The sequence below is a fragment of the Nitrobacter hamburgensis X14 genome (genome assembly GCF_000013885.1).
In the GTDB taxonomy this organism is placed as follows: domain Bacteria; phylum Pseudomonadota; class Alphaproteobacteria; order Rhizobiales; family Xanthobacteraceae; genus Nitrobacter; species Nitrobacter hamburgensis.
The window spans coordinates 2210789-2233812 of the sequence record NC_007964.1 but is presented as its reverse complement, the minus strand read 5'-3'; the positions used below and the strand labels follow the sequence as shown (position 1 = coordinate 2233812).

Annotated in this window: 12 protein-coding genes and 1 pseudogene; 4 read left to right on the top strand and 9 right to left on the bottom strand. The window is 60.7% G+C overall.

Translation table 11 applies throughout. The annotated features are described in order from the left end of the window. Positions 1-9: 9 nt before the first annotated feature. Together NHAM_RS10220 and NHAM_RS10215 are read left to right on the top strand one after the other, a co-directional pair. Positions 10-801, top strand: coding sequence for a TatD family hydrolase (locus NHAM_RS10220; protein ID WP_011510486.1), 792 nt, complete (start codon positions 10-12; stop codon positions 799-801). Then, complete coding sequence (locus tag NHAM_RS10215; RefSeq protein ID WP_011510485.1) at positions 798-1601, top strand: MBL fold metallo-hydrolase; 804 nt, start codon at positions 798-800, stop codon at positions 1599-1601. The genes NHAM_RS10220 and NHAM_RS10215 overlap by 4 nt, the downstream gene beginning before the upstream one ends. A gap of 4 nt (positions 1602-1605) precedes the next feature. On the opposite strand, the gene NHAM_RS10210 is transcribed toward NHAM_RS10215, so the two are convergent. Further along, a complete protein-coding gene (locus NHAM_RS10210) occupies positions 1606-3249 on the bottom strand; it encodes an acyl-CoA synthetase (RefSeq protein WP_011510484.1) in 1644 nt (547 codons plus the stop codon). Between the two features lie 182 nt (positions 3250-3431). On the opposite strand from NHAM_RS10210, the gene NHAM_RS10205 reads away from it, so the two are divergent. Beyond that, positions 3432-3758 carry a YnfA family protein gene (locus NHAM_RS10205; protein ID WP_041357945.1) on the top strand — a complete coding sequence of 109 codons (327 nt, stop codon included), beginning with the start codon at positions 3432-3434 and terminating at the stop codon, positions 3756-3758. A 935-nt stretch (positions 3759-4693) separates the two neighbouring features. On the opposite strand, the pseudogene NHAM_RS10200 reads toward NHAM_RS10205, so the two are convergent. The 4 genes and pseudogenes from NHAM_RS10200 to NHAM_RS10185 all read right to left on the bottom strand — a co-directional run. Continuing rightward, positions 4694-4951, bottom strand: a pseudogene (locus NHAM_RS10200) (transposase); the annotation flags it as partial. Between the two features lie 455 nt (positions 4952-5406). After that, complete coding sequence (locus NHAM_RS10195) at positions 5407-7647, bottom strand: DEAD/DEAH box helicase (RefSeq protein ID WP_011510481.1); 2241 nt, start codon at positions 7645-7647, stop codon at positions 5407-5409. Continuing rightward, the gene (locus NHAM_RS10190) at positions 7616-8947 is read right to left on the bottom strand and encodes an ATP-binding protein (RefSeq protein ID WP_011510480.1); all 1332 of its coding nucleotides are present in this window, start codon (positions 8945-8947) and stop codon (positions 7616-7618) included. The genes NHAM_RS10195 and NHAM_RS10190 overlap by 32 nt, the downstream gene beginning before the upstream one ends. Next, a complete protein-coding gene (locus tag NHAM_RS10185) occupies positions 8944-11304 on the bottom strand; it encodes a TerB N-terminal domain-containing protein (protein WP_245269868.1) in 2361 nt (786 codons plus the stop codon). The genes NHAM_RS10190 and NHAM_RS10185 overlap by 4 nt, the downstream gene beginning before the upstream one ends. Before the next feature lie 300 nt (positions 11305-11604). On the opposite strand from NHAM_RS10185, the gene NHAM_RS10180 reads away from it, so the two are divergent. Then, positions 11605-12609, top strand: a complete 1005-nt coding sequence (locus NHAM_RS10180; protein WP_041357943.1) for an IS110 family transposase — start codon at positions 11605-11607, stop codon at positions 12607-12609. Positions 12610-13134: 525 nt separating this feature from the next. On the opposite strand, the gene NHAM_RS10175 is transcribed toward NHAM_RS10180, so the two are convergent. The 4 genes from NHAM_RS10175 to NHAM_RS10160 form a co-directional block, all read right to left on the bottom strand. Next, positions 13135-16467 (bottom strand): UvrD-helicase domain-containing protein, encoded by a 3333-nt coding sequence (locus NHAM_RS10175; RefSeq protein WP_011510476.1) that lies wholly within the window; start codon positions 16465-16467, stop codon positions 13135-13137. Further along, positions 16464-19118, bottom strand: coding sequence for a PD-(D/E)XK nuclease family protein (locus NHAM_RS10170; protein WP_011510475.1), 2655 nt, complete (start codon positions 19116-19118; stop codon positions 16464-16466). Before NHAM_RS10170 ends, NHAM_RS10175 begins: the two co-directional genes overlap by 4 nt. A gap of 416 nt (positions 19119-19534) precedes the next feature. Then, on the bottom strand, positions 19535-21049 hold the full coding sequence (locus NHAM_RS10165) for a UvrD-helicase domain-containing protein (RefSeq protein WP_011510474.1): 1515 nt from the start codon (positions 21047-21049) through the stop codon (positions 19535-19537). After that, on the bottom strand, positions 21046-22818 hold the full coding sequence (locus tag NHAM_RS10160) for an ATP-dependent nuclease (RefSeq protein WP_011510473.1): 1773 nt from the start codon (positions 22816-22818) through the stop codon (positions 21046-21048). Before NHAM_RS10160 ends, NHAM_RS10165 begins: the two co-directional genes overlap by 4 nt. Positions 22819-23024 lie beyond the last annotated feature (206 nt).

Genomic DNA, 23024 nt, shown 5'->3' with positions numbered 1-23024 from the left:
TAACCGCCGATGCTTGTCGACAGTCACTGCCACCTCGATTTTCCGGATTTCGCCGATGATCTCGACGGAATCGTTTCGCGCGCGGAAGCGGCGGGCGTCAGCCGCATGGTGACGATCTCGACCCGGGTGAGAGAGCAGGCGAAACTGCTCGCGATCGCGGAACGCTTCCAAAATGTCTACTGTTCGGTCGGTACCCATCCGCATCACGCCGATGAAGAGGATGGCGTTACTGCGAGTGAGCTGATCGCGCTGACGAAAAATCCAAAGGTCGTCGCGCTGGGCGAGGCGGGACTGGATTATTTCTACGAGCACGGCTCTCGCGACGCGCAGGCGCGGGGATTCCACACCCACATCGCCGCCGCTCGCGCCACCGGTTTGCCGCTAGTGATCCACACCCGCGAGGCGGATGAGGATTGCGGCCATATCCTCGAGGAGGAAATGGCGAAGGGTGCGTTCCGCGCGGTGCTGCATTGCTACACCGGCGGCCGTGAGCTCGCGATGAAGGTGGTCGCGCTTGGACTGTATATCGGCTTCACCGGAATTCTGACCTTCAAGAAATCCGATGCGTTGCGCGCGCTCGCCGCCGAATTGCCCAAGGACCGCATTCTCGTCGAGACCGACGCGCCATATCTTGCGCCCGGCAAATTTCGCGGCAAGCGCAACGAGCCGTCTTACGTCGTCGAGACCGCGAAGGTGCTGGCCGATACGCGCGGCGTCTCCGTTGAGGAGATTTCACGGCAGACCACGGAGAATTTCTTCCGGCTGTTCTCCAAGGTGCCGCCTGTGGAAACGTCCGCATGACGGTGACGCTGACCGTCTTGGGTTGCGGATCGTCCGCCGGCGTGCCACGTCCGGCGCTGGGCTGGGGCGCCTGCGATCCGAAAAATCCGAAGAACCGCCGCCGCCGCTGTTCGCTGATGGTCGAGCGCACGTCGGAGCAGGGGACCACGCGTGTTGTGATCGACACCTCGCCCGACCTGCGCGAGCAGTTGATCGACGCCAATGTCGATCACATCGATGCGGTGTTTCTCACCCACGAACACGCCGACCAGACCCACGGGATCGACGATCTGCGTTCGGTCGTCTTGTATCAACACCGGCGGATCCCGGTGTATCTCAATCGATCCACTGCTGCGGATGTCATGCAGCGATTCTCGTATTGCTTCGAATCGCCCGAAGGCAGCTTCTATCCTCCGATCCTGGAGCAACGCGCGATCGAAGCTGGCGAAAGCCAAATCATCGACGGCAAGGGCGGCGCGCTCACACTGTCGGCCTTCCTCGTACAGCACGGCAGCATTCCGGCGCTGGGCTATCGGATCGGCAACGCTGCCTATACGCCCGATTTGCATGATATTCCGCATGAAAGCTGGCCGGCGCTTGAAAACCTCGATCTGTGGATCGTCGACGGTCTGCGCTACAAGCAACACCCCAGCCATTTCAGCGTTGCAGATGCGTTGTCGTGGATCGACCGCTTCAAGCCGAAGCGCGCCGTCATTACCAACATGCACTCCGACCTGGACTACGAGACGCTGCGTCACGAGCTGCCGGCAAATGTCGTACCCGCCTACGACGGGATGCGGCTGGAGATCGATCCAGCTTGACGGATCACGCCGAGATCGCCTTCGCCGAATTGACCTGATTGCGCAGCAGGAACTTCTGGATCTTGCCGGTCGAGGTCTTCGGAATCGTCCCGAACACCACGGCCTTCGGCGTCTTGAATCCCGGCATTCGCTCGCGGCAATGGGCGATGATCTCCGCCTCGGTGGCGCGTGCACCGTCCTTCAGTTCGACGAAGGCGCAAGGCACCTCGCCCCACTTGGCGTCGGGCTTGGCGACGACGGCGGCGAGCAGCACGGCCGGGTGCTTGTAAAGGATGTCCTCGACCTCGACCGAGGAGATGTTTTCGCCGCCGGAAATGATGATGTCCTTGGAGCGATCCTTGATGATGACGTAGCCCTGCTCATCGAGCACTCCGAGATCGCCGGTATGAAACCAGCCGCCGGCAAAGGCCTCGTTGGTCGCCGTCTCGTTCTTGAGATAGCCCTTCATCACGATGTTGCCGCGGAACATGACCTCGCCGATGGTCTCGCCGTCGCGCGGCACCTCGCGCATCGTTTCGGGATCGAGGACCGTGATCGCTTCCTGCAACGGATAGCACACGCCCTGGCGCCGCTTAAGTTGCGCGCGCTGGTCGGCGGGAAGGGCGCCCCAGCCCGGCTGTTCGGCGCAGACCGAGGCGGGGCCGTAGGTCTCCGTCAGCCCGTAGACATGGGTCAGCTTGATGCCGATGCTTTCCGCGCCCTCAAGCACGGCGACGGGCGGCGCGGCGCCGGCGATCAGCCCGACGATCGGGCGGGCAGCATTGCCCTTGGGCGCGCCGGGCGCGTTGATCAGGGTGTTGTAGACGATCGGAGCGCCGCACATGTGGGTGACGCCGTGTTTCTGAATCAGCTCGAAAATCCTGACGGGGTCGACCTTGCGCAGGCAGACGTTCACGCCCGCCGTCGCGGCAATCGCCCACGGGAAGCACCAGCCATTGCAGTGAAACATGGGCAGGGTCCAGAGATAGGAGGGATGCTGTCCCAATCCGCCGGCCAGAACGTTGCTGATGGCATTGAGGTAGGCGCCGCGGTGATGGGTGACGACTCCCTTCGGATTGCCCGTGGTGCCGGAGGTGTAGCTCAGCGCGATCGCGTCCCATTCGTCCTGCGGGAAAACGGCAACGAAACCCGGATCGCCCGCGGCGACAGCCGCCTCGTATTCGATCGCGCCGATGCGCTCGCCGCCTGAAAAGGCCGCGTCGTCCACGTCGATCACAAAGGGTTTCGGGCAGGTCATCAGCGCCAGCGCCTCAGCGATAACGCCGGAGAATTCAGGGTCGACCAGAATGACCTTGGCGCCGCCGTGATCCAGCATGAAGGCGAGGGAGGCCGCCTCGAGGCGGATATTGAGCGCGTTGAGAACGGCGCCCGTCATCGGCACGGCGAAATGCACCTCGTTCATTGCCGGGATGTTTGGCAGCATCGCCGCGACGGTATCGCCGCGCTTAACTCCGCGACTGCTCAGGAACGACGCGAAGCGCCGGCAGCGCTCATAGGTCTCAGCCCAGGTAAAGACGCGCCCTTCGTAAACCGCGCTCGGCAGGCCGGGATACACCACAGCGCTTCGTTCAAGGAAGCTCAGCGGCGACAGCGGTATGAAGTTGGCGGAGTTTTTGTCCAAACCGTCATGGTATTGATTTTCTACCATATCCGTTACCCTTCAAAATCTTGCGAAGGACTTTTGGTATTTTACTCTATCCACGTAAGAAAATGGAGGTCGAGGACTAACCAACTCCTTGTTATTTCAGACCCCAATTGAAATCCGTGGAAACGCCGCGACAAGGGTCAACCCGATCACATGTAACCCTTGGCCTGACAAGAAAGATCAGAGTGATAACATCTGCTGCGTACGTTGGTGCCGCCGTTGCGGAAATCGCCGGTTGCTTCGCATTCTGGGCCTGGTTGCGTCTTGGAAAGTCGGTCTGGTGGCTCGCGCCGGGAATGGTTTCCTTGGCGCTGTTCGCGTATCTGCTGACATTGGTCGATAGCGAAGCTGCTGGCCGCGCATACGCGGCTTACGGCGGTGTTTACATAATCGCATCGCTTGGCTGGCTCTGGTCTGTGGAGGGCCTGCGACCAGACAGGTGGGATCTCACCGGCGCGGCAATCTGCCTGCTAGGAGCCGCCATTATACTGTTTGGACCGCGCCAAATCTGAGTGAGCAATTCTATTCCGGCGCATAAGCATCTGATTTTATTACTTTATATGTCAAACGAACCACTGTCGGATTATATTCCATAATATACCTTATGCGAATTCTATCACAGTCAGTCCGCGACACGGCACGAGGTCTGTCGTTCGCGTTTGATTTTGTCACTGAGGCTGGGGTTGATTTTGTCACCGGCTCTATTGATCCGATTGACCTTTCGGTGCGCCGGCAGCTCTTGCGCCTTTGCGCCGTAGAGATCCACTGCTGTTCCGAGACTTCAATTCGTCACTGGCGCTGCATGAGGTCCAGACTGAAATTTGTCACTGGCGTATAGGCGGCAGCCTGTTTCGCAGCCGGGCGAGGCCGTTCAGATGCCTCGCCCTCGCGATCGCGCGGCTTCTCGCGGTAAGTGGACCTTGCGATCCAAATGCGGGACCGCGCAAAACTCCGCGACGCTAGAGTGATCATCACCGCTGGCGACGACCTCAGTCTAGATGATCCGCCAGGCAAAGGCGCCAAGGAAAGTTTCAACCCCATGCCTCCTTGGCCGACGGACGCTCAAGGTGGCCTCGTTTCTATTTTCCGTGGTTCGGGAGCGATAGGAAGCTAAGCCGTCATCGCTGCTTGATCAGCCTGTCCGGGCACTCCGAGGGACATGGTCGTCTCGGTCGGGCCGCACGGCCGGAGACGATCAACCGCGTCTCCGGGTACGCATCCAAAAGCTGCTCAGAAGCCCCCTTTTTGCCGACGAGAGGCCTGTCCTGCGCTACCCTCGCCCCCCTTGGCGCCACGCTCGCCGGCTCTCCGCGTGAGCCAATCCTTCGCGGCCTCTTCTGAGATCTCAGACGCGGTAATCGTCCTCGAGAGCGGCGCGAGCGGCGCGCTTTCCCCCGCCGCCGAGGCGAAGGTTGAGGAAGCCATTGACCTCGCGGAAGCGCGTTCCGCCTGCATCTGCGAAAGAAGCGCGCACGCCGGCGCCCTTATGGCTGCCGAGATTGTCCATGATAACGATGTCGCCGGGCCGCAGTTCGGGAACCAGGACCTGCTCGATGTAGGCATGGAACCAGACGCCGTTGATCGGCCCGTCGAGGACCATCGGCGCGACCATTCCGCTCTGTCGCAGCGCGCCGATGAAGGTCGTCGTTTTCCATTGGCCGTGAGGAACGCCGGCGCGAAGCCGCTCGCCTTTCGGGGCGCTACCGTACACGATCACGCAAATCCTGGCTGTAGGCTCGCGCCATGCTTCGCCCCCCTCGCTATCGCGACATAGGACTCGCATTATTCGCGTGATTTGTGAATCCCGTCCTGAATCGGAAATCAGCGAACCCGCTTTAGCGAGGTCGTCCGCCATGATCGATCGGTGATGGCCATTAGCTACCGGCCAGCGTGACACCAAGACCGTCATGGCGTTCCGACAGTGGTCGATGACGGATATCGGGCTCTCTCGGAATGCTGCGTCGAGCGCGCGCTCGATCGCTTGGTGGACTGGTTCCCTGAACTCCTCCGGGACTTTGGCCGGATCCATGGCTGGCAGGATGCCGAAGGTCGAAAGCGATTTCAGAGTGACCATCACGCAGCCGGTCCGCCAAGCAGAGGCTGCCCCTCTGGCGTCCAAGGCAAGTTTCAACCCCATGCCTTGATGGGGCTCGGGTGTCTTCACGCTAGAAGGCCTGCACATGGCGCGACCGCCAAAATCGCCTTCCGGTTCTGCTGCGCCCACAATCCTCGCGCGAGGTCATCTGGTACGGCCTCGCGGAATTTTCCGACCTTGATGTTGGCAACGAAATCCGCGACGTCAGCGGGGTCCAATTCGTGCATCTGCGCGAGCGTCGCCAAGATAGGCCGCAACTCCAACTCCTTTATCTTGGAGACCGACACGCCCAGATCGTGAACTCCGGACGCGAGACCCGCCATCGCAAGGGCCGCGCTGAAAACGGCAGTCACTTGCGATCCTTTCCAAAGGAATACGTGCATGTCGCGGTCCTCGGAGACGAGCGAGCGGTGGTCGAGGCGCAATAGCCGGAAGGTCGTCCTTCCTTCGGCCAGCAACTCCTGGGCTTTCTCGTCCAGGTAAGGCGGGATATCATCTGTCAGGTAGACCGCCCGCATCTCGGCGATCAGGCGATCATGGGCGGGTTCGCCGGCAGACGGTTCGAACCGCGGCACGACGCCGCCCGGATGGGGCGCAACCACCAATGTCTTCGTTTGCTCATCCAGATCATGGATGATCCATCTCTGCCCGGCGAACACGACGAGGCCGTCCTTATGGACCGGGTACGTGATCGGCAGCGTCCCCAAACTTCGGCCCCCGACCGTCAGGCGCCACTCTTCACTCGACTCGAAAACGGCAAAAAAGCTGCGCGACTGGACTGTCTTCTCACCCTCTTGCGCCAGCATCAGAGTGCCGTCCGGAGCCTGCTCAATGAACCTGACCTCCTTGGTCGCCAGATGCCGCAGCAGGTTCGCGAAGTCAGAAGGTCCGACCGAAGAAAATGGGCCGGGACCGCACAGCAGATCGAAGAGCGGCTTCGGCCGGATGCCACCGCGCTCCGTGATCACCGACAAGACCTGATGGATCAGTGTGGACGCGATTTCCGGAGCTGCACCCGCCTCCTCGACGAATTCTTTGAGCAGTAGCTGGACCACTGCGACCGACCTGATCGTGTTCGGTCGGAGCCGGTCCATGATGCCGGACTTCTGCGTTATTTCCGGCTCTCTCAGATAGATCCGCAGAACCGACGGCGTCCCTCGGCGCCTACCGGTGCGCCCCAACCTCTGCCTCAGCGAAGCCAGGGACCGCGGCGCGCCTATCTGCGCCACCGACTTCACCGAGCCGATATCGACCCCGAGTTCGAGCGTGGACGTGCAGACCGCCGTCGTCGGGAGCTTCCCGTCTTTCAGGCGTTCCTCGAGTTCTTCGCGCAGGACCTTCGAAAGGCTCCCATGATGCGGATAGAATTCATTGGGGACGTTCGACTTCTCGGACCTGAGCCGGAGCCGATCGGCGGCGGATTCCACAGTCCGGCGCGATCCACCGAAGACGAGATTGTTCTCGCCACGCAGCTTCTCGAACAGGTGGTCTGCGATATAGTCGAGCGCTATCCGATGAGGCATGTCGCCTGCGCCTTCCGCACCGCCTTCGGCGTGGTCCGGGTCATCAAGATCCGGAGGCTCGATATATCCCCTGACCTGGAGGCGAAGCTCCGGTGCGTCCGATTTGGCTTTAAGTCGCTCGACGTGCTGCGGATCGGTCGGTCGAAGCCATGCGGCCGCCTGATCGAGGTCGCCGATCGTCGCGGACAGTCCGATCCGCCGGGCCGGCCGTTCCGACATCGCATCGATGCGGCGGAGCAGACTGGCAACGTGGAGCCCACGCGGCCCCTGCAGGAACGCATGAACTTCGTCGATCACGATGAACTCGGCCGAAGACAGCAGGCGCCTCGCGTCCGCCGGCCGGCGGACCAGCATCGCCTCGATCGATTCCGGTGTGATCAGAGCGATGCCGTCCGGCTTCGCCATGGCCTTCTTCTTTTCGGACTGGGGCGCATCGCCATGCCATTTGACGACCGGGATCTCCATACTCTCGGAGAGCTCTTCGAGACGCCGGAATTGGTCGTTGATGAGGGCCTTCAGCGGACTGATGTAGAGGACGGCAAATCCCGAGGCCTTGCGGTCGGCGATCGACGTCAATATCGGAAGGAAAGCGGCTTCGGTCTTTCCCGCGGCGGTGGACGCCGCGATCAGGACATCGCGATCGCTTTCGAGCACGGCGACGATCGTCCGCGCCTGGATTTCGCGGAGCTCGTCCCATCCCTGATCACGAATCCAACGACGGATCTTCGGATGAAGCCGGTGATACGCGGCTTCAAGCCCCGATGCGGAGGCTGGTGAGCTCATCGCCGTCTCCGGTCTGCTGATCGCCCTCGGGGGCGGCCTCCTCGTCGGCGTGCGGGTCCGCCGAAACCTGCACCTGCCCCAGAAGGTCCTGCCACTTCGCGTCTGGATTTTGTTCGAGGACGGACAGCATTTGCACGAAGGCCTTCACGGTCGTCCGCGGTGTCCGGAAATACGCCTCGCCGATCTTCTGGTCGCATTGCTCCATGAACGCCGGCAGCGCCTCGTCAGGTACGAGGTTCTTCGACGGGTCCCCGGCGGCGAAGACCATCAGGATATTCGACAGGAGAACCAGAAGATCTTCCGGCGTGAGGCTTTGCAGCTTCATGACGGGGCCCGAATGATCGACTAAGCCTCCCACCGCGAAACGGTTCTCCGCCAGACGCGATTGCAGTGCCTCGTAGCTATAGAGACCGCGCCTGGTGTCCATGAGGAACTCGGGCGTTCCGCACATCATGAACCCGATGTTCGACGTGTTGCCCTGCAGGGAGTCGTTCACGATGCGAAGTATCTGCTCGAAATTCTGGTTTCGCGCTTGGGAGTTCTGAAGTTTGTAAATATTGACCATCTCGTCGAACATGACGAGCAACCCGGCGTACCCGGCCATCTTGGTCAGACAAGCGAGCGACTTCAATGAGTCGTATACGCTGTCGTCGTCGATGATTGTCCGGACGCCGAGAAGCTGCCGTGCTTCGGTCTTCGTCGAAAATTCGCCGCGAAGCCAACGAAGCGCGGCGATCTTGAGCTCTTCGTTCGACGTCTCGCTTCCCCGCCAGTAGGCCTTCAGGACCGTCGCGAAGTCGTAGCCGCCGACGAATTCCTGGATCGGCGCCAGCTTCTCGTCGATGACATTTTCGACCGAGACCTGGCGCTCGCCCGCCTCCTTAACCGCATCGGTGACGAGGCGCTCGACGATCGCCGCAAGGGCTCCGCCCTCCGGCTTGGTCCGCGTGGCCATATTCCGGACGGCCTCCGAATAGAGCGCCCTCGCCTGGCCACCACTGGCGTGGATGCGCCTGTCGGGCGCGAGATCCGCATGCACGGTGACGCATTTGCGCTCCAGCGCGATCAGCCGGATGAGGTTCGCGAAGAACGTCTTGCCGGCGCCGTACTCGCCGATCACGAACCTGACGGCGGCCCCGCCGTCGGCGATCCGGTCGACGTCGCGCAGCAACGCCCCGATTTCGGCGGCTCGTCCGACCTGGATGTGCGCCAGTCCGAGGCGCGGCACGACCCCGGCGCTCAGCGCCTGGATGATCGTATCCCGTTCCTTTGGCTTTATGGTCTTGGGCGCCTTGCTCATGCCGTCTCTCTCAATTCGGACAGCCTTTCCCGCAAGTGCGGTGCCATCACGATTTCATCACCGTCTTCGAGCAGAGCCTCGTCGAAGCGCTCGAAGGCCCAGTCGTTTATGCGCTCGAGGGCGCCTTCCGCCAGCAGCTTCATCGCGCGGGCCCGCTCCTCGAATTCCAGCTTCGGGACCGCGCCTTTGAGCTCGATGAGTTCGACCAGTTCGGTGTGCGACTGGTCAAGTCCTTCGAAAGCTGATGCATTGGCAACGGCAGCGACGGTCTCGACGGGAGGCGGGGTCTCCTCCTCGAATATGTTAGCCAGGAGCTCGGAGACTTCTGCCGTTTCCCGCTGGGCACGCGCGAGGCGTTCGGCGTCGATCCTGATGCGTACGACGGCGTCCGGCGTGGGGACCGGCGCTTCCTTGGGAATGGGAATCCCCGCCTGACGCTGCTCGATCGAGATCGCGACCGGCTCGTCCGACCTCGGCACTGCCTTGTGCAGTTCGGAGTAGAGCTGTTCCTTCGGAAGACCCAGCGCCTTGTGGAGCTTCTCAAGAAACCTGACCTCGTCAGGCTGGACCGTCCCATCGCCGACGACGATGGCTACGGCGGCTTTCGCAATTGTTGCGCGCTCTGCAGGGCTTCTGTCGGCCAACCGCTTCAGGACCCTCGCTTGTTTCGGCGGGCTGTTGAAAATTGTGATGGCGAACGAGATCAGCCTGGCCCTCTCGACTCCGCCAAGGTCCACACCTTCCTTGATGCCGGCGATGACGCGCTGAATCTCCTCGCCGGAAGCTTCCCCGTCCGCCGCAGCCGCCAGCACTGCAACTTCGACCTGCGCCTTCATCGATCGGTAAGCGGGCCGCTCCGAATCCACGGGGCCTCCCCCGGGGGCGTTGAACAGAAACACCTGGTCTTGCGGCTGCGGGACCCCTCCCCCGTAACGCCGGTCCGGTTCGATTGCGATGTCGAGGCGATCGAGCACTTGGCCCAGTTGGTCGGCGACCGCGGGCGACAACTTGCCGCTGTCTGGCAACTCGAAATTGGCCAACCGAAGCACCGTATCCATCTTCGTGCTGGCGAGTTGCTTGCCGCCCATGATCTCCGAGAGCCGCTGTCCGAACTCGCGCACAGCCTCGAAAACGGTTTCGGCCAACAGATCCTCCGGAAGCAATAGCGCGGCTTGGACGGAGTTTCGAGCTTCGGGACGTCGGCCTAGCAATCGGCTGAATCCATCGAGTTCGTCCGTACATTCCTGCACAAGCTGTCTCAACGGTTCGAGAGAAGTCTTCACTTTCGTCACGTCCGGATAATCGCGATGGGGCCCATCAACCGGCACTTCGAATGCACCGCTTGCAGCCCGGTAGCTCAAGTCGATGTTGCCTGACGTCGCGACCCTCAGTCCTTCCGGAAACCTGCTCCGGAAACGGAGATGCCACAGGGGCACGAATTTATCGAAGCACCGGACCGCCGCGGTCCGGAGATAGACGTCGGGCAAGGCTAGAACCCAGATCAGCGCGTCTTCGGACAGAATCGCGGCCGATTGTGCCAGGCGCCGCCCAAGGTGGAGGCGGACCGCCGTACCCATTTCGGCGGCATAAGCTGTGTCGGCAGATGGCTCGGGAACGGGAAGCGGCAAGCCGGCCGCGCAGCGCGCGAGATCGAGGAAGTGCGTTGCGTAACCATGAAAAGAGCCGTTATCGCCGTAGACCCTAAGGAGCTGGTCCACCTCCGCAATCAAAGCGGGCACGTTTCCTACGTCCCGGTCCGCAAATACTCGGTGCTCCAGACCGTAGAAATACAGAAAGACGTGCCCGATTCCATATGGCTTGGCCCGCCTGCCCGTCGACATCCACTCAAGGAACGCCCGCCTGGCCGCCGGTGCCACCTCCGCATAGGACGGCCAGTAGGGCATTGAAGTGCCCTCGACGTCCGGTCTGGATGACTTGGCCGAAAGCTCGGGATTGACGACGTATTCGTCGATTTCCCGTCCCTCGAAAGAAAGGGCGGTGCCGAGATAGAACATCCCTCCGGCAACGGATACGCCTTGGACGATGATCGTTTCGGTCGGGGCTACCCACCTGGTCTGGCCGGACGTCCCTGCGGACCTGGCCCGGGACCCGAACTGCACTAGAGGCTCGACGTATCCGCGCTGGCTGAGAAGCTGGATTTGCGGTTGTTGAGTAGCTAATGGCCGCTCTGCGACGGACGACTTTTGGCCTTCCAGCTTCGAGAATAGATACCACAGAATCAGCAGCAATCCCACGACGGTGCCGAACCCTGTGATCGCCGCCAGATTTTCGACAATGAATCGATAGACCGCGCTCAAGGCCGCAAAGATCAGACCCAGAACGATGAGCAGACCCATCCCTGCTGCAGAACCGCCTTTGCGCCGCCCCATAAACCTTCAGTCCATCTCTGCCGCCGGATTGTCATCGACCCGGTCGACTCTCCCCGACACCGCGATCAAGGAAAGTCCGTGTGCCAGTAGAGCTGTCGACGGAACGTCTCACGGGGTGTGAGGACGGGCAAGCACAATCATCGCGGGGATCTGAGCGTAATAGCATGTGCTGGTGTGGACGGCCTCTCATCCCCACGGTTTTATGGCGCTCTCGGCGTCAGAGATAGATGAGAGGAAAGTCTAGTGAATATTCCCATTCGTATCGGCATGGATACTTCGAAGTCGGTGTTCCAGCTTCACGGTGTTGATGAGAATGAGGTAGTGGTCGTCCGGCGCCAGTTTCGGCGAGCCGAGATGATCCGCTACTTCGAGCGGCTTCCGCCAGTTCTCGTCGCCATAGAGTCTTGCGGCAGCTCGCACCATTGGGGCCGCCTGCTGCAGTCGTTTGGACACGAGGTAAAGCTAATCCCGCCTCAATATGTGAAAGCCTACGTGAAGCGTGGCAAGAACGACGCGGCCGACGCCGAGGCGCTGTGCGAGGCGGTCACCCGACCTAGCATGCGGTTCGTACCGGTAAAATCGAAGGAACGGCAAGCGGCCTGCATGTTGATGACCGTGCGGGAACGCCTGGTCAGCGTGAAGTCGCAGCTCTCCAATGCTTTCAGGAGCTATGCCGCTGAGTTTGGTATCGTCGGCCCCGCCGGCCGGCAGAACGTCGCGGCACTCATCAAACGTGTGCTCGAAGACGATAGCCTTCCGGAAATGGCGCGGGATCTCTTCCGCCTTCAGGCGGACGAGTATGCCGCGGTCCAAGCTCGCCTAGCGAAGATCGAAGCCAAGCTAATGAAGTGGCATCGCGAGGATGACATCAGCAGGCGTATTGCGACAATTCCCGGCATCGGTCCGATTGGGTCGTCGATGCTCAGCATGAAGGCTCCGCCGCCTGAGACGTTCAGATCGGGTCGCGACTTTGCGGCATGGCTCGGACTGACGCCCAAGGATCATTCAACGGGCGGTCGGCAAAGACTCGGCGGCATCACAAAGGCCGGAGATTCTGCACTGCGATCGACGTTGATCGTCGGTGCGACCGCGCTGCTGAGGCATGTCCGAAAGGGTCGCCATAAGCCCACACCGTGGCTCGCTTCGCTGCTGGAGCGAAAGCCGCCGAAGTTGGTCGCGGTGGCCTTGGCCAACAAGTTTGCCCGCATCGCTTGGCGCTTGATGATATCGGGCGGCGTGTACAACCGGCCGGTAGTCGCCATACCGACTTGATCTGAAATCGGCCCGCGAGCAAGGTTGCTCGGCGGATTGCCCACGAACTTGCAGGACGCAGTAGATGGAAGGACCGATCGGTCGATACGCGCGAGCTTCCGAAGATTACACTGGCACCACGAGTGTCGCCCATGTGCTTGGAGCGTGCGTAGCGAACACCATCTCGGCCAGCGGACTTTGTCCGCGCAAACAGGCCGGACATCTGATAGCAAGCGATCTGGCCAGAAGTCTGCTACAATACTGACAAGTGGGGGGCCGTCCACATCTGCAATCTCTATTCGATGACCACGAACCAGCCCGCTGTCCGCCAGCTTTTTGCCGTCTCCAAGGACGGTACCGGCAACCTGCCCTCGATGCCGGGCATCTTTCGGGACTACCTGGCACCGGTCATCCGCGATAGAGCCGACGGCCGCGGCTCGCGATGCTGCGCTGGGGCATGCCGTCGTCCCGAAGGCCCGAATGGAAACCGCCAAGAAGCGCACCGGCGCGTGACGACATTGCGCGCTGTTAACTGAAGATGTCTGGTCAGGCCGCGACTTCGATCACCTTGCCCGACGTCATGAGAACCACGAGAGCCCTCTTGGCGTTCATCTGCTTGCGATAGTCACCGATCTGCTGGCGATAGTGATCGAGGGCTGCGACATCGGGCGCAACATCGCTCTTCCAATCGATTACCACGTCGATGGCACCGCTCTCGTCTAGAGCGACAGCGTCGGCCAACCCCGAGATGAGCGTTTCACCATCCACCGTGATCGAGCATCCAAAGACCGGCAATTCTGCGACCAACCGATGCCGCAGTTCTTTGATCTCCGACAGCGCGAGCGTCCTCATCACCGTGGCGGAGAGTTCGGCGGGCGAGATGCCGGCCTGCGTATTTTGTGCAGCTCCGCTTCCTATCTGAGTCAGCAATTCTCCGGCCCGAATTTCTAAGCGTTCGAGCGTGTCTTGCGTCTCTCCGGACAATATTTCCTCGATCAGCTTATGCAATATGACGCCTCGGGTTGAGCTCCCTACAACAACGGACGGGGGAATTTCGACCGCTTCGCTCGCCACCGCAGCTTCCACGTTACCAGATTGGTGCGGATCAAGCTCCGCCCGACTTGGACGGCGCCATGTCACGGCCTTCCTGTCGGCGAGAATTCTTGATGCCTCAGCGGCAAATATTTCGCGGGTCTGCAGGTTCTCCCCAGACTTCGCCGGCGCTTGACCAGGTGCTCCGAGAGCGGCCCCGTCCAAAGCCGGCAAATGCTCCAATCCTAACTCAACGATGCGGGTCCAGCTGTCCTCCGCCAGCTTCGCTGAATGCCGCGGGAGGATCAGGAGATCGCGAGCACGCGTCGTCGCGACGTACCAGAGCCGCACCCTCTCCCTGGCCGACTCGACGACGTTCTTCGACTTTATGCCGTCGTAGTCGGGAGGATCGTTGCCCAGCACGGGTATGGAGAACCGATTGCTTGACCTGTCGTATGCCAAGCCGCTCTCCGATTGGGGTTTGCCCGTCATATTCAAAGGGATCACGACCGACCATTCCAGACCCTTGGCAGAATGCACCGTGATCAGCGAAATGGACTGCTCCTCAGCATCAGGGCGGCCTTCGACTTGTCGAACGGTTTCCTCCCAGTTCGCCCTCATGTCTCTCGCGAAAGCGCGCAGCCCGCGGACATCGTATGCCCGAGCCAATTCGAGAAAAAGGTCCACGTTCGCCACTGCCCGCTCCGTACCTTCCTTGAAGCGCTGACGCAATTGAGGTCGAACGTGCAAAGCGGCAACAGCGTCGGAAAGGAGCGAATACGGCGTCGTCTTGCCACCCCGGTTACGGAGAAACGCAAGGATGCGTATGGCATTGCTGGCTGTCGCGTTGGCTATCTGATCCGGATCCGTCCGAAGCGACAGCATAGGCAGCTGGTTGGGCTGGTCCGGATCGCTCGGCAACTGTTCAGCGATGTCCAGAAGTTCGGTCTCGGTAAGTCCGACCATCGGACCTCGCAAGAACGCGCCAAGAGCCAGGCTGTCCCTCGGATCGGCCAAAGCGCAGGTGAGCGCGACGAGATCCTGGATCTCCTGGCGCCGGAAGAAACCCTTGCCGGCCTGCGTCGAAACCGGGATGCCGAGATCTTCGAGGGCCTCCTCGAACCTCCACAACTCGGTGCCGACAGGTGCCAGGAGAGCGATGTCGCCGAAGCGGCACTTCCTGAGCTCGTTCGTGTGGTGATCGCGCACCATCATGTTTCCCGCCAACCGGCCACAAAGGTCCGCAACTGCCAGCGCTTCGGCATCTCTCATCGCGCCCGCGCTCGGCTTCTCTTCATTCACCGTCACGTCGAGCGCCACGACCGCGGGATCAGCGCTGGCGGGGTGGATCGGCGATAGTTCCGAAAAGCCAGGTTGTCCGGCACTCTCGGACAGCACGTGTTCGAACTTCTTGTTCACGAACGCGAGGATGGGTTCGACCGAACGGAAATTCGCGGTGATCTTCAGAAGCGAACCCGGGGCGATCGCCGCCCGTGCGGCGATGTACGCATTCACGTCGGCGCCACGAAAGCGATAGATGGCCTGCTTCGGATCGCCGACGAGAAACAAAGCGCCAGGACGCAGCGGACGAGACAGCGGCTCTCCCGCGCTATCATCGCCGCAGAGCAACCATAGTATCTCGGTCTGAAGCGGGTCGGTGTCTTGAAACTCGTCGACCAGGACATGGCGGAAGCGCTTGGAAAGAGCGTTTCGCACTTCGGCGTCGTTGGCGAGAAGGTCTCGGGCCTTGTAGAGAAGATCGTCGAAATCCAGCAAAGCGGCCGCCCGCTTGTAGCCGCGCCAGTCCTCCCGCAATTGTGCCATCTCATTGCAGAGACGAAGAAGAAGCTCTCTCGATACGGCTCCAATCAGCGTCGAAATTGCCCCATGGCAGGCGTCGTATCGAAGCACCAAGGCTTCTGATGCCATCTTCCCGGCTGCCTTTGGTCGGCCGGCCTTCGCTGCGGCCTCCTGCCATTTCGTGGAGGCGCGAAGCTGTCTGCGCTTACCATCCTGTGTGAAGCAGGTCTCATGCCGGTGGAAACCGAGCGCCGCGACCAGTGCAGCGTTGCTTGGAATCGGCACTGCGAGCCCATGCCCTTGAAAGATCGCGATGATCTCTCCGAGCACTTTGCAGCATTCCGAAGTCTGCGGTTCAAGGAAGTCATAGCCGGCCAGATCCTGTTGGAACTGTCCCACGGCCGCCGTCAGATCGGTCAATCCCTGATGGGACCAGGCTATCTGCGCGCAAGTGGCGTCGCGGTTCTTCCGGAGAAATTGAGCGACCTCAGCAACGAACTTCAGTCCGCCATCTACATCGGAAAGTACGATCTGAGCGACCAGACCGTCGTCGTGGTCGCCTGACAGCTGCGACCTGAGCCACGCGTCGTAACGCTCCTGAAACGCAAGCTCGGCCTCAGCGGGATCCACGATGTCGGCGCCGGGGTCGATATTCGCCTCTGCTGGATACGGTTTGATCAAGGCCTGCGCAAAACCGTGGATCGTTCCGCACATCAATTGGTCGAATGCGCCGAGCGCCCTTGAAAGATTTTCCTTTTGCGCTGCTTCCACACCGTCCGGAAATGCTTGAAGCAGATCTTTCGGCACCCTGCCGAGTGATAGTTCGGTAGTGAACCGCTCTATGCGCTGCCGAAGCTCGCTTGCAGCGAACTCCGTGAACGTGATGGCCGCGATATGCTTTGGCTCCGTGCCCTTCGATAAGAGCACCGCGACGCGCCCCGCCATCACTGAAGTCTTGCCGGAGCCTGCTCCTGCCTCGACCAACAGCGTGCGGTTCACGGCAGTCAGCGCAGTTTTTCTCGCCTCGATATCGGGAAGCACGGTCATGGCTCACTCCAGACGTTGGCGGCTTGTCCGAGGCGCACTTGCGCGAGCGGTATCTTGCGCGGCAGATAGCCGGCACTGGCGGGAAGCGCCAGCGCGTGATCGTTGTAGGCATCCTTGGCATCGGTGCCGAACGCTGCGAAACCGGACATCAACATGTCATGCGCAAGCGCCGCGGCCGCAGCCACCTTCGTCAGAGCCGTATCGACATCGTCTAGCGGAAACAGCCCCTCATCTTCCGGCGCCTTCGGAAACAGGAGAGCGGCCTCGATCGATACGCCGCTTCCGATGAGCATCTTGCCCGCAAAGGCGTAGAGGCATCTTTGTAGTTCGCTTCCCCCTTTGATGACGGTCTCCGACATCTTCTTGCTCATCTTGCCGGTCTTGTAGTCGATCACACGTGCTTTCGAACGGTCCTCCGATAGATCAAGGCGATCTATCAGGCCTTCGATCCTGAGTTTGGTACCCGGAATTTCCACGAGCGCATCGGACTTCCATGGGAGATCCCGCCCGTCGTCGCCTTCAGCGTCAGATTTGCCGAACGGGATCTCCGTCCATGTCCGTTGTCCAGGTAACATAGGAAGCGAATAGGAAAGCGCTGCCACCGAGACCGCTCGAGCTCTTTCGGTGGCATCCCGCCAGATCACGGCGGGAGGAATTGGCAACTCGCTCTCCCAGTCTGAGGAGGCGGTGGCGAGCGCGGCATCGATGGCTGCTGTCAACTGCGCCTGGTCTGCGCTGGCCAATCCCCCGGCGATTTCCAACTGGTCGACCGCGCCTCGAAGCGAAGCATGGACCAAGTTGCCGAAATGAAGCGCGCTAAACGACAGAGGTTCTTCGGCATCTTCCGGAGCTTTCCAGCCAAGCGCATAGCGCCAGACGAAACGCATCGGGTCGCGCAGGAGCAACTTTAATGACGTGGCCGACAGTGGTCTTTCGAAAAGTTTCTGCAACCGTTCGTGTCCCGCCGCGATCAGTCCGTCATGTGGGGTGATGTCGTTGCGATACCAATCCCGCCAACAACCGAGACCGGAGACCGCTACCGGCATGCTGGCGAATTCATGCGGCCGCGCGAGCAAGCGGTCCGCCTCGCTGAAAGCATGATCGGGGGTGCGGGCGCGGTCGAGGTGGACGTCTGCCGTCGTCGAAATCAATGGAGACCGCCCCAGCATTCGGCCACCGACGTCGCGTCGGCTGAACGACGCTACTACATTCGAAGCGCTGGCGACGATCGTATCGAAATCGCGCTTGTCACCATCGGCCACAGGAAGCGGATCCAGTTCTTCGATCGGCAGGACGTGATCAGGGATTAGCCGGTCCTCCGATATGCGGCGAGGCCAACTTCCGGCGTTCAGACCCAAGAGCCAGACGTTCGGTCGCGGCGACGACGCAAGCGCGATGGCCGATGTCCAAATGACATTCGATGCAGGTTCAACCCCGTCGTCGACCCGCAACCGTGCCAATGTCACAGGAAGCGCTGCTGCGGGCCCATCCATGAGTGCCCTCCTCCATATCGAGCGCTGGGTGCCGGCGAGCAACGTCTCTCCGATGTCGGTGGCTTCGTCCACCCCGCCCTCAAGCAGGCGCAACACATCCATCAATTCCGCGGAACGGTTCTGCCCATCGGGCCAATCCGACGGTTCAACGCGTTTGAATGCCCCCTCCCATCTCGCCAAGGTCGTAAGCGGCGCATCGGAAGGTAGGAGACGGATCCATCCCCGAAAAAGGTCGTGCAGAGCCGGCGCACCCCTGACAAGCGAAAGATATCGCTTCACGCGTTCCTGCGAGATGCCTTTCAACAGGATTTCCGCGAGCGCGGCGACGGCCTGTCCATCGGCTACCGTAACAGCCTTCATGCCGTGCACGAAATGAATCGGAAGGGCACTGTCGGACGCCTGCGCGAGGACGTGGTCGTCGTAGTCCCCCGGACTGGAAGCAACGATCGCGATGTCCGAGGCGGGCGTGCCCCCGGCCAGCAACGAGCGTATCCACCGGAACGCCTCGATGACTTCGTGTTGCTGGTTCGCGCAAGAATGCACCCCAATGGAGGTCCCCGTGGCTTGGGTCGCCTCCACAACGACTTTTGTCCCGGTCAGCCATGACGGCACGTGTCGCGCCCCCGCCAGCCACTTCACCGGAACGACTTCGGCCAGCCGCGAAACAAACGGTCGCCAACACGGCGACATCTCGCTATGGCCGTGAATCTCCACGGGGCCGATCACGGACTTCGCAAGCTCGAGGCGCAGCGACGCCAACTCGACAAGCTCCGAAGGCCTCCTCATTGAGGCGGGCAAACGGCCCACGATTTCCTCTTCGAGACGGGCCAATGTAGTTAGGCGGGGATGAACAGACTCGGAGAGCCGCACGTTCGCCCGCCAAACTTTGTCGAGCGTGGCAGCGACCGCGCGAGGCATGCCGGGCAGATCTTTGATCGGCTCGAGTTCTGCCATGTCGACCGCAGAAAGTGCGGCTCGCGCCGTCTCAAGCAGGATGTCGGGATCGACCGGCCGCAGCAAGCCGCCCGCTATACGCGCAACCAACTGTCCCATGGTGAGGACTTGAACGCCGATTTCGCTCCGCCTCGCAAAATCGACACGCAACATGTGGCCCGCCAAGTTCGTATGCACGACCACACTTCGCCGCAACACAGACATCGATCCACCCCCTCGACCGCAAGCTTGAGACTTGCAGTTGCCCACCCGAAGCTCAACGGCCCCGTTCTACGCTACGCCACGTCATCTAGATGCACCATGCGAAGCATCTTCTATTTCCCGTTGTATACAGTTCGTCGTGCGCCGGCGACCCGACTGAAACCGCGGATATATCCACCCGAATGCCGAGCCGAGGCATCCTGACTATTTGCCGGTCTGTCTCAGAATCCACAGACCCTGATTTTTCTGCGTCACGCAGATGAATTCGCGCGTATCGACCAAGACGTCCTCGCTCTGGGCGCCGATTGACACATATCCACGAAGCGGTCATCCACGACCACCCCCACATCGATATTCGGGAATTGCGCGAGGACGCACCCCACCGGAATTTACCTAGCTCACGTAATCGATCTCCGAACTCAAATTGTGAGGAACGGAATTGGATGGTTGCGCGAAAGGACAAGAGCGAGCGATCTCTTGGCACGACTGATTCCGACATAGAACAGCCGTCGTTTGTAACGACTGTTCGAGAACGACTGCTTGTCACATAGCATCATTAAGGCGTTGTCGCATTCGAGCCCCTTCGATTTGTGAACCGTGCTGATGCTTCGCGGCGCCGGCTGCGGATGCGTGAATGAGCGGCGACGTGAGATTTCTGCAAACCCTTCGTCTACGTCCGCAAAGCGTCCGATCTGTATGGCGTCACGGATTTCGGCCTTGAGGTCCAAGGTCACCTCCGCGAACCCATCCTCCCTTGCGCGGACGAGTTCGGTGAATTTGTGGAGAGCGCGTGCCACTCCCCGGTGATCAGGTTCGTCCATCAGATGCCGGGCCATCGTCTGTAGATGGATCGTTGCGCCTCGTGCCCGTCTCGAACATCTTTCCGCAATTTGGACTTTCAGCCGATTTCCGTGGCTCGAAGCAGAGAATCTTGCGGTCGTCGCATAGACGAATTGCAGGAAACCGTCGGATATCAAGCCGAGATCGCCTGACGCCGACCGGACGCACGCGACCAGGGCCGTGAGATGATCTCGACGGTGTCCTTCCCAGATCGGCATCGACCTGCCGAAGAAACTATTGAGATGTTCGACACGTTCCGTTCCGACCGCAAGCACCAGCAACGAACGGTCGCCGCGTGTTAACGCGCTGATGGGCGCCCGATGCCCGGCAGTCATGCTCATTGCCTTGTTCGGTACGGAAGCTGAGTTCTCGGCGAAATGCACCGAAAGTCCGCGCGGTAAGCGCCCTGTTAAATCAATGATTCCACCGTCGCGAAGGGTGCGGCGCGCCTCCAGAACCCACTCACCGAGGTCAGGGGAATGCGGAAGCCAGCGATGTGGGTGTTCGAGTTCTCCCCACGCGCCTAGCGCCTTCAACCCTTCCCAGCGTTCGACATTTCTTCGGATATCTCCATCGCTCTTTGCAAAAATCATCTGCATGGGATCGCCGAAGAAGCGCGCCCTGGCGCCCGCGGCATGTATCGCCATGATGGCGCGATGCTGGTCTTCGCTCGCGTCCTGATGTTCGTCACAGACGATCCATGGATGACGGTCAGCCAACGCGCTCGAAACCATCGAAGAGCCCTCGAGAAGATGGCGACACCGCTTGGCCGCCTCGTCGTATTTGCCGCTCTCGCGTGCCCATCTACCGACGTCTAGCGGTAAGTCCAGTGCGGCGTGATATGCCGTTGCGATCTCAACGAGAAAGCTGTCGATCGTTCTGATCGCCACCGATCCGCTTTGTATCCGGTCAGCGAAGACGGACCTTGCCGCATGAGTATGGGTTAGGATGAGAAGTCGGCCCCGCTTGTTGCGGGCCGCAATTTCTGCGGCGAAGAGCGCACCTTGGTGTGTCTTGCCGCATCCGGCTGGCGCTTCGATGACGACCAGCGGCACCTCCGACCTCAAGAGGTCGGCGACCTCATCGTCTTTCACGGCTTCAGCGCCCCCGGAGATAGAGGTGCCTGACCAAATGCGGAGCCCAGCGCATTGATAAACGGCAAGAGATCCGCCTCGATCTTCGGCCAAACTTTCAAATCCATCGCCTTGACCGCCAGTTCGGCTCCGCCTTGCAGGGATTTAAACCATTCTTGGCTGTGCCTCCTCCATTCCTTCTTTGCCTCGTCGTTCGGCGCTCCTTCATCGTCGCCAGTCGCTGCGGCGATGATGATCGATCGCAGTTTTGCATACCGATATTCGGGAGTTCCGCAGGCGTTCAGAATGCTCGTTTCGTCCTTGACCGACAGGTTCAATCGAACCGCAATCGTGCGTAACCTCCGGCCGGACGCCCCTTCGGGGTCGAGCGCGAGCGCCATTAGATCTTTATCCATGACATGTTTGATAACGTTCTCCTCCAAACACCCCTTGGACCATTGGAAGAAACGCGGACCTAAGGCTTCAGAGACTGCCTTCCACCGACCGGAGAACCTACCTTCGTCGTCACAGAATGCTCCAATTGATAACCCGGCGCTCCGCAGCGCCTCCAACAATCCAAGCATGGCATCATTCCCGCCACCGTCGCAGACCCTGAGGCCCAAAAATGCAGGCGGCGCAGTGAACGCATTCCGAAGGACCCTGCGTAGAAATCCGACTTCAGTGACCCCCTCGGCGATGATTGGAAGCTTCGCCAGGAACGTCTCCGGATCGCGCTTCTGCTGACGCTCAATGGCTTCCCGCGGCAGAGATCCGATCTGAGCCTTCGCATCCACGAACCACAATGCGGATTGTCCGTTTCCTGATGCCGCGACCGCGACCGGGCTGTGCGTGGTAACGAAACACTGCCCGCCCCCGTCGTCCAGTTTGGCGATGAGTTGCCGGAGTCGATAGGGCTCAAGCCCTCTCTCGATCTCATCGATGATCGTCAACCTGGTGGCAGATTCAGTGCTTGCGGCGATCTCCAACGACGACATACGACGCGTGCCGGCACCCCAACTGGCCAGCGGAAGCATGACGCCGTCGCGGCTGGCCAGCAGGCCGATGAGTGCTCCGATCGACAGTCCCTGACTGCTTGTGAGGCCAAGTGCGAGGTCGTGCGGAAGGCCCGCCTTTTCCAGCGTTGTACCCAACGTTCGGAGGGCCTCAATCTCGCTATCGAGAAGCGCGGTGGCTAGGTCCGTCTCCGCGATCTGCTTATTGATCCGGGATTTAAGATTGCCGCTCGAGAGCAACCGATCGAGCGCGGAGCCTGCGACTAGGCGGAGATCGCGATCATTGCGATCATCGTTGGCCAGGCGGACGACGCCGATCTTGCGACGCAATCCGACAGGCAATCCGACGACCTCGTCGTTCGGCTGAATGACTTCCCAGGTGAGCTCGAGTTCGTTGGTCCCTCGTGCGCGAAAGCGATAAACTGGCGTTTCCGGTCCGCCGGACACATCGGGATTGGGGAGAACAGCGGCCTGCTTGTTCCACGCCCAAGGCCACAATGTTTGTTGAAGATTGCCTATGCCGACTTCTTCTGGAAGCTCGACGACCGCTTCGATCGAGAAGCCCTGCTCACTGCTACGATTGAAATAGTCGGTCTCGAACACTTGGACCATATTCGTAGGGCTGAAGAGCAACGCTATCGCATGGAGCACGGTGCTCTTGCCCGAGTCGCCACCACCGACCAAGACATTGACGCCCTGGTCGGGCCGCCACTCGAGATGCTCGATACACCTGAAGCGACTTATATCGAGACGTCTTATGTTGGGATGGATCGCCACTGCTCGTTTGCTCCGTGAATTCACCCGAACTTACGAGCTACGCGATTCCAGGCAAAGTCGAGCGTTCTCACTACACACCGCTTCTTGGATGCGACCTTTTGCTCGCATGCGGAAGGTTCATCGAACAGCAGCTGCGTGACGTAAGTCAGAAATCGTCGACCCAGAGGGAGCAATCTCGCCCATCGCATAAGACAGATCGGCAAAAT

Bases quoted from the DNA above. Each gene is read 5' to 3' on its own strand.
- NHAM_RS10170 (WP_011510475.1), bottom strand. From the start codon at position 19,118: ATGTCTGTGTTGCGGCGAAGTGTGGTCGTGCATACGAACTTGGCGGGC.
- NHAM_RS10185 (WP_245269868.1), bottom strand. From the start codon at position 11,304: ATGGGTCTGCTCATCGTTCTGGGTCTGATCTTTGCGGCCTTGAGCGCG.
- NHAM_RS10215 (WP_011510485.1), top strand. From the start codon at position 798: ATGACGGTGACGCTGACCGTCTTGGGTTGCGGATCGTCCGCCGGCGTG.
- NHAM_RS10210 (WP_011510484.1), bottom strand. From the start codon at position 3,249: ATGGTAGAAAATCAATACCATGACGGTTTGGACAAAAACTCCGCCAAC.
- NHAM_RS10220 (WP_011510486.1), top strand. From the start codon at position 10: ATGCTTGTCGACAGTCACTGCCACCTCGATTTTCCGGATTTCGCCGAT.
- NHAM_RS10195 (WP_011510481.1), bottom strand. From the start codon at position 7,647: ATGAGCTCACCAGCCTCCGCATCGGGGCTTGAAGCCGCGTATCACCGG.
- NHAM_RS10190 (WP_011510480.1), bottom strand. From the start codon at position 8,947: ATGAGCAAGGCGCCCAAGACCATAAAGCCAAAGGAACGGGATACGATC.
- NHAM_RS10180 (WP_041357943.1), top strand. From the start codon at position 11,605: ATGGATACTTCGAAGTCGGTGTTCCAGCTTCACGGTGTTGATGAGAAT.
- NHAM_RS10175 (WP_011510476.1), bottom strand. From the start codon at position 16,467: ATGACCGTGCTTCCCGATATCGAGGCGAGAAAAACTGCGCTGACTGCC.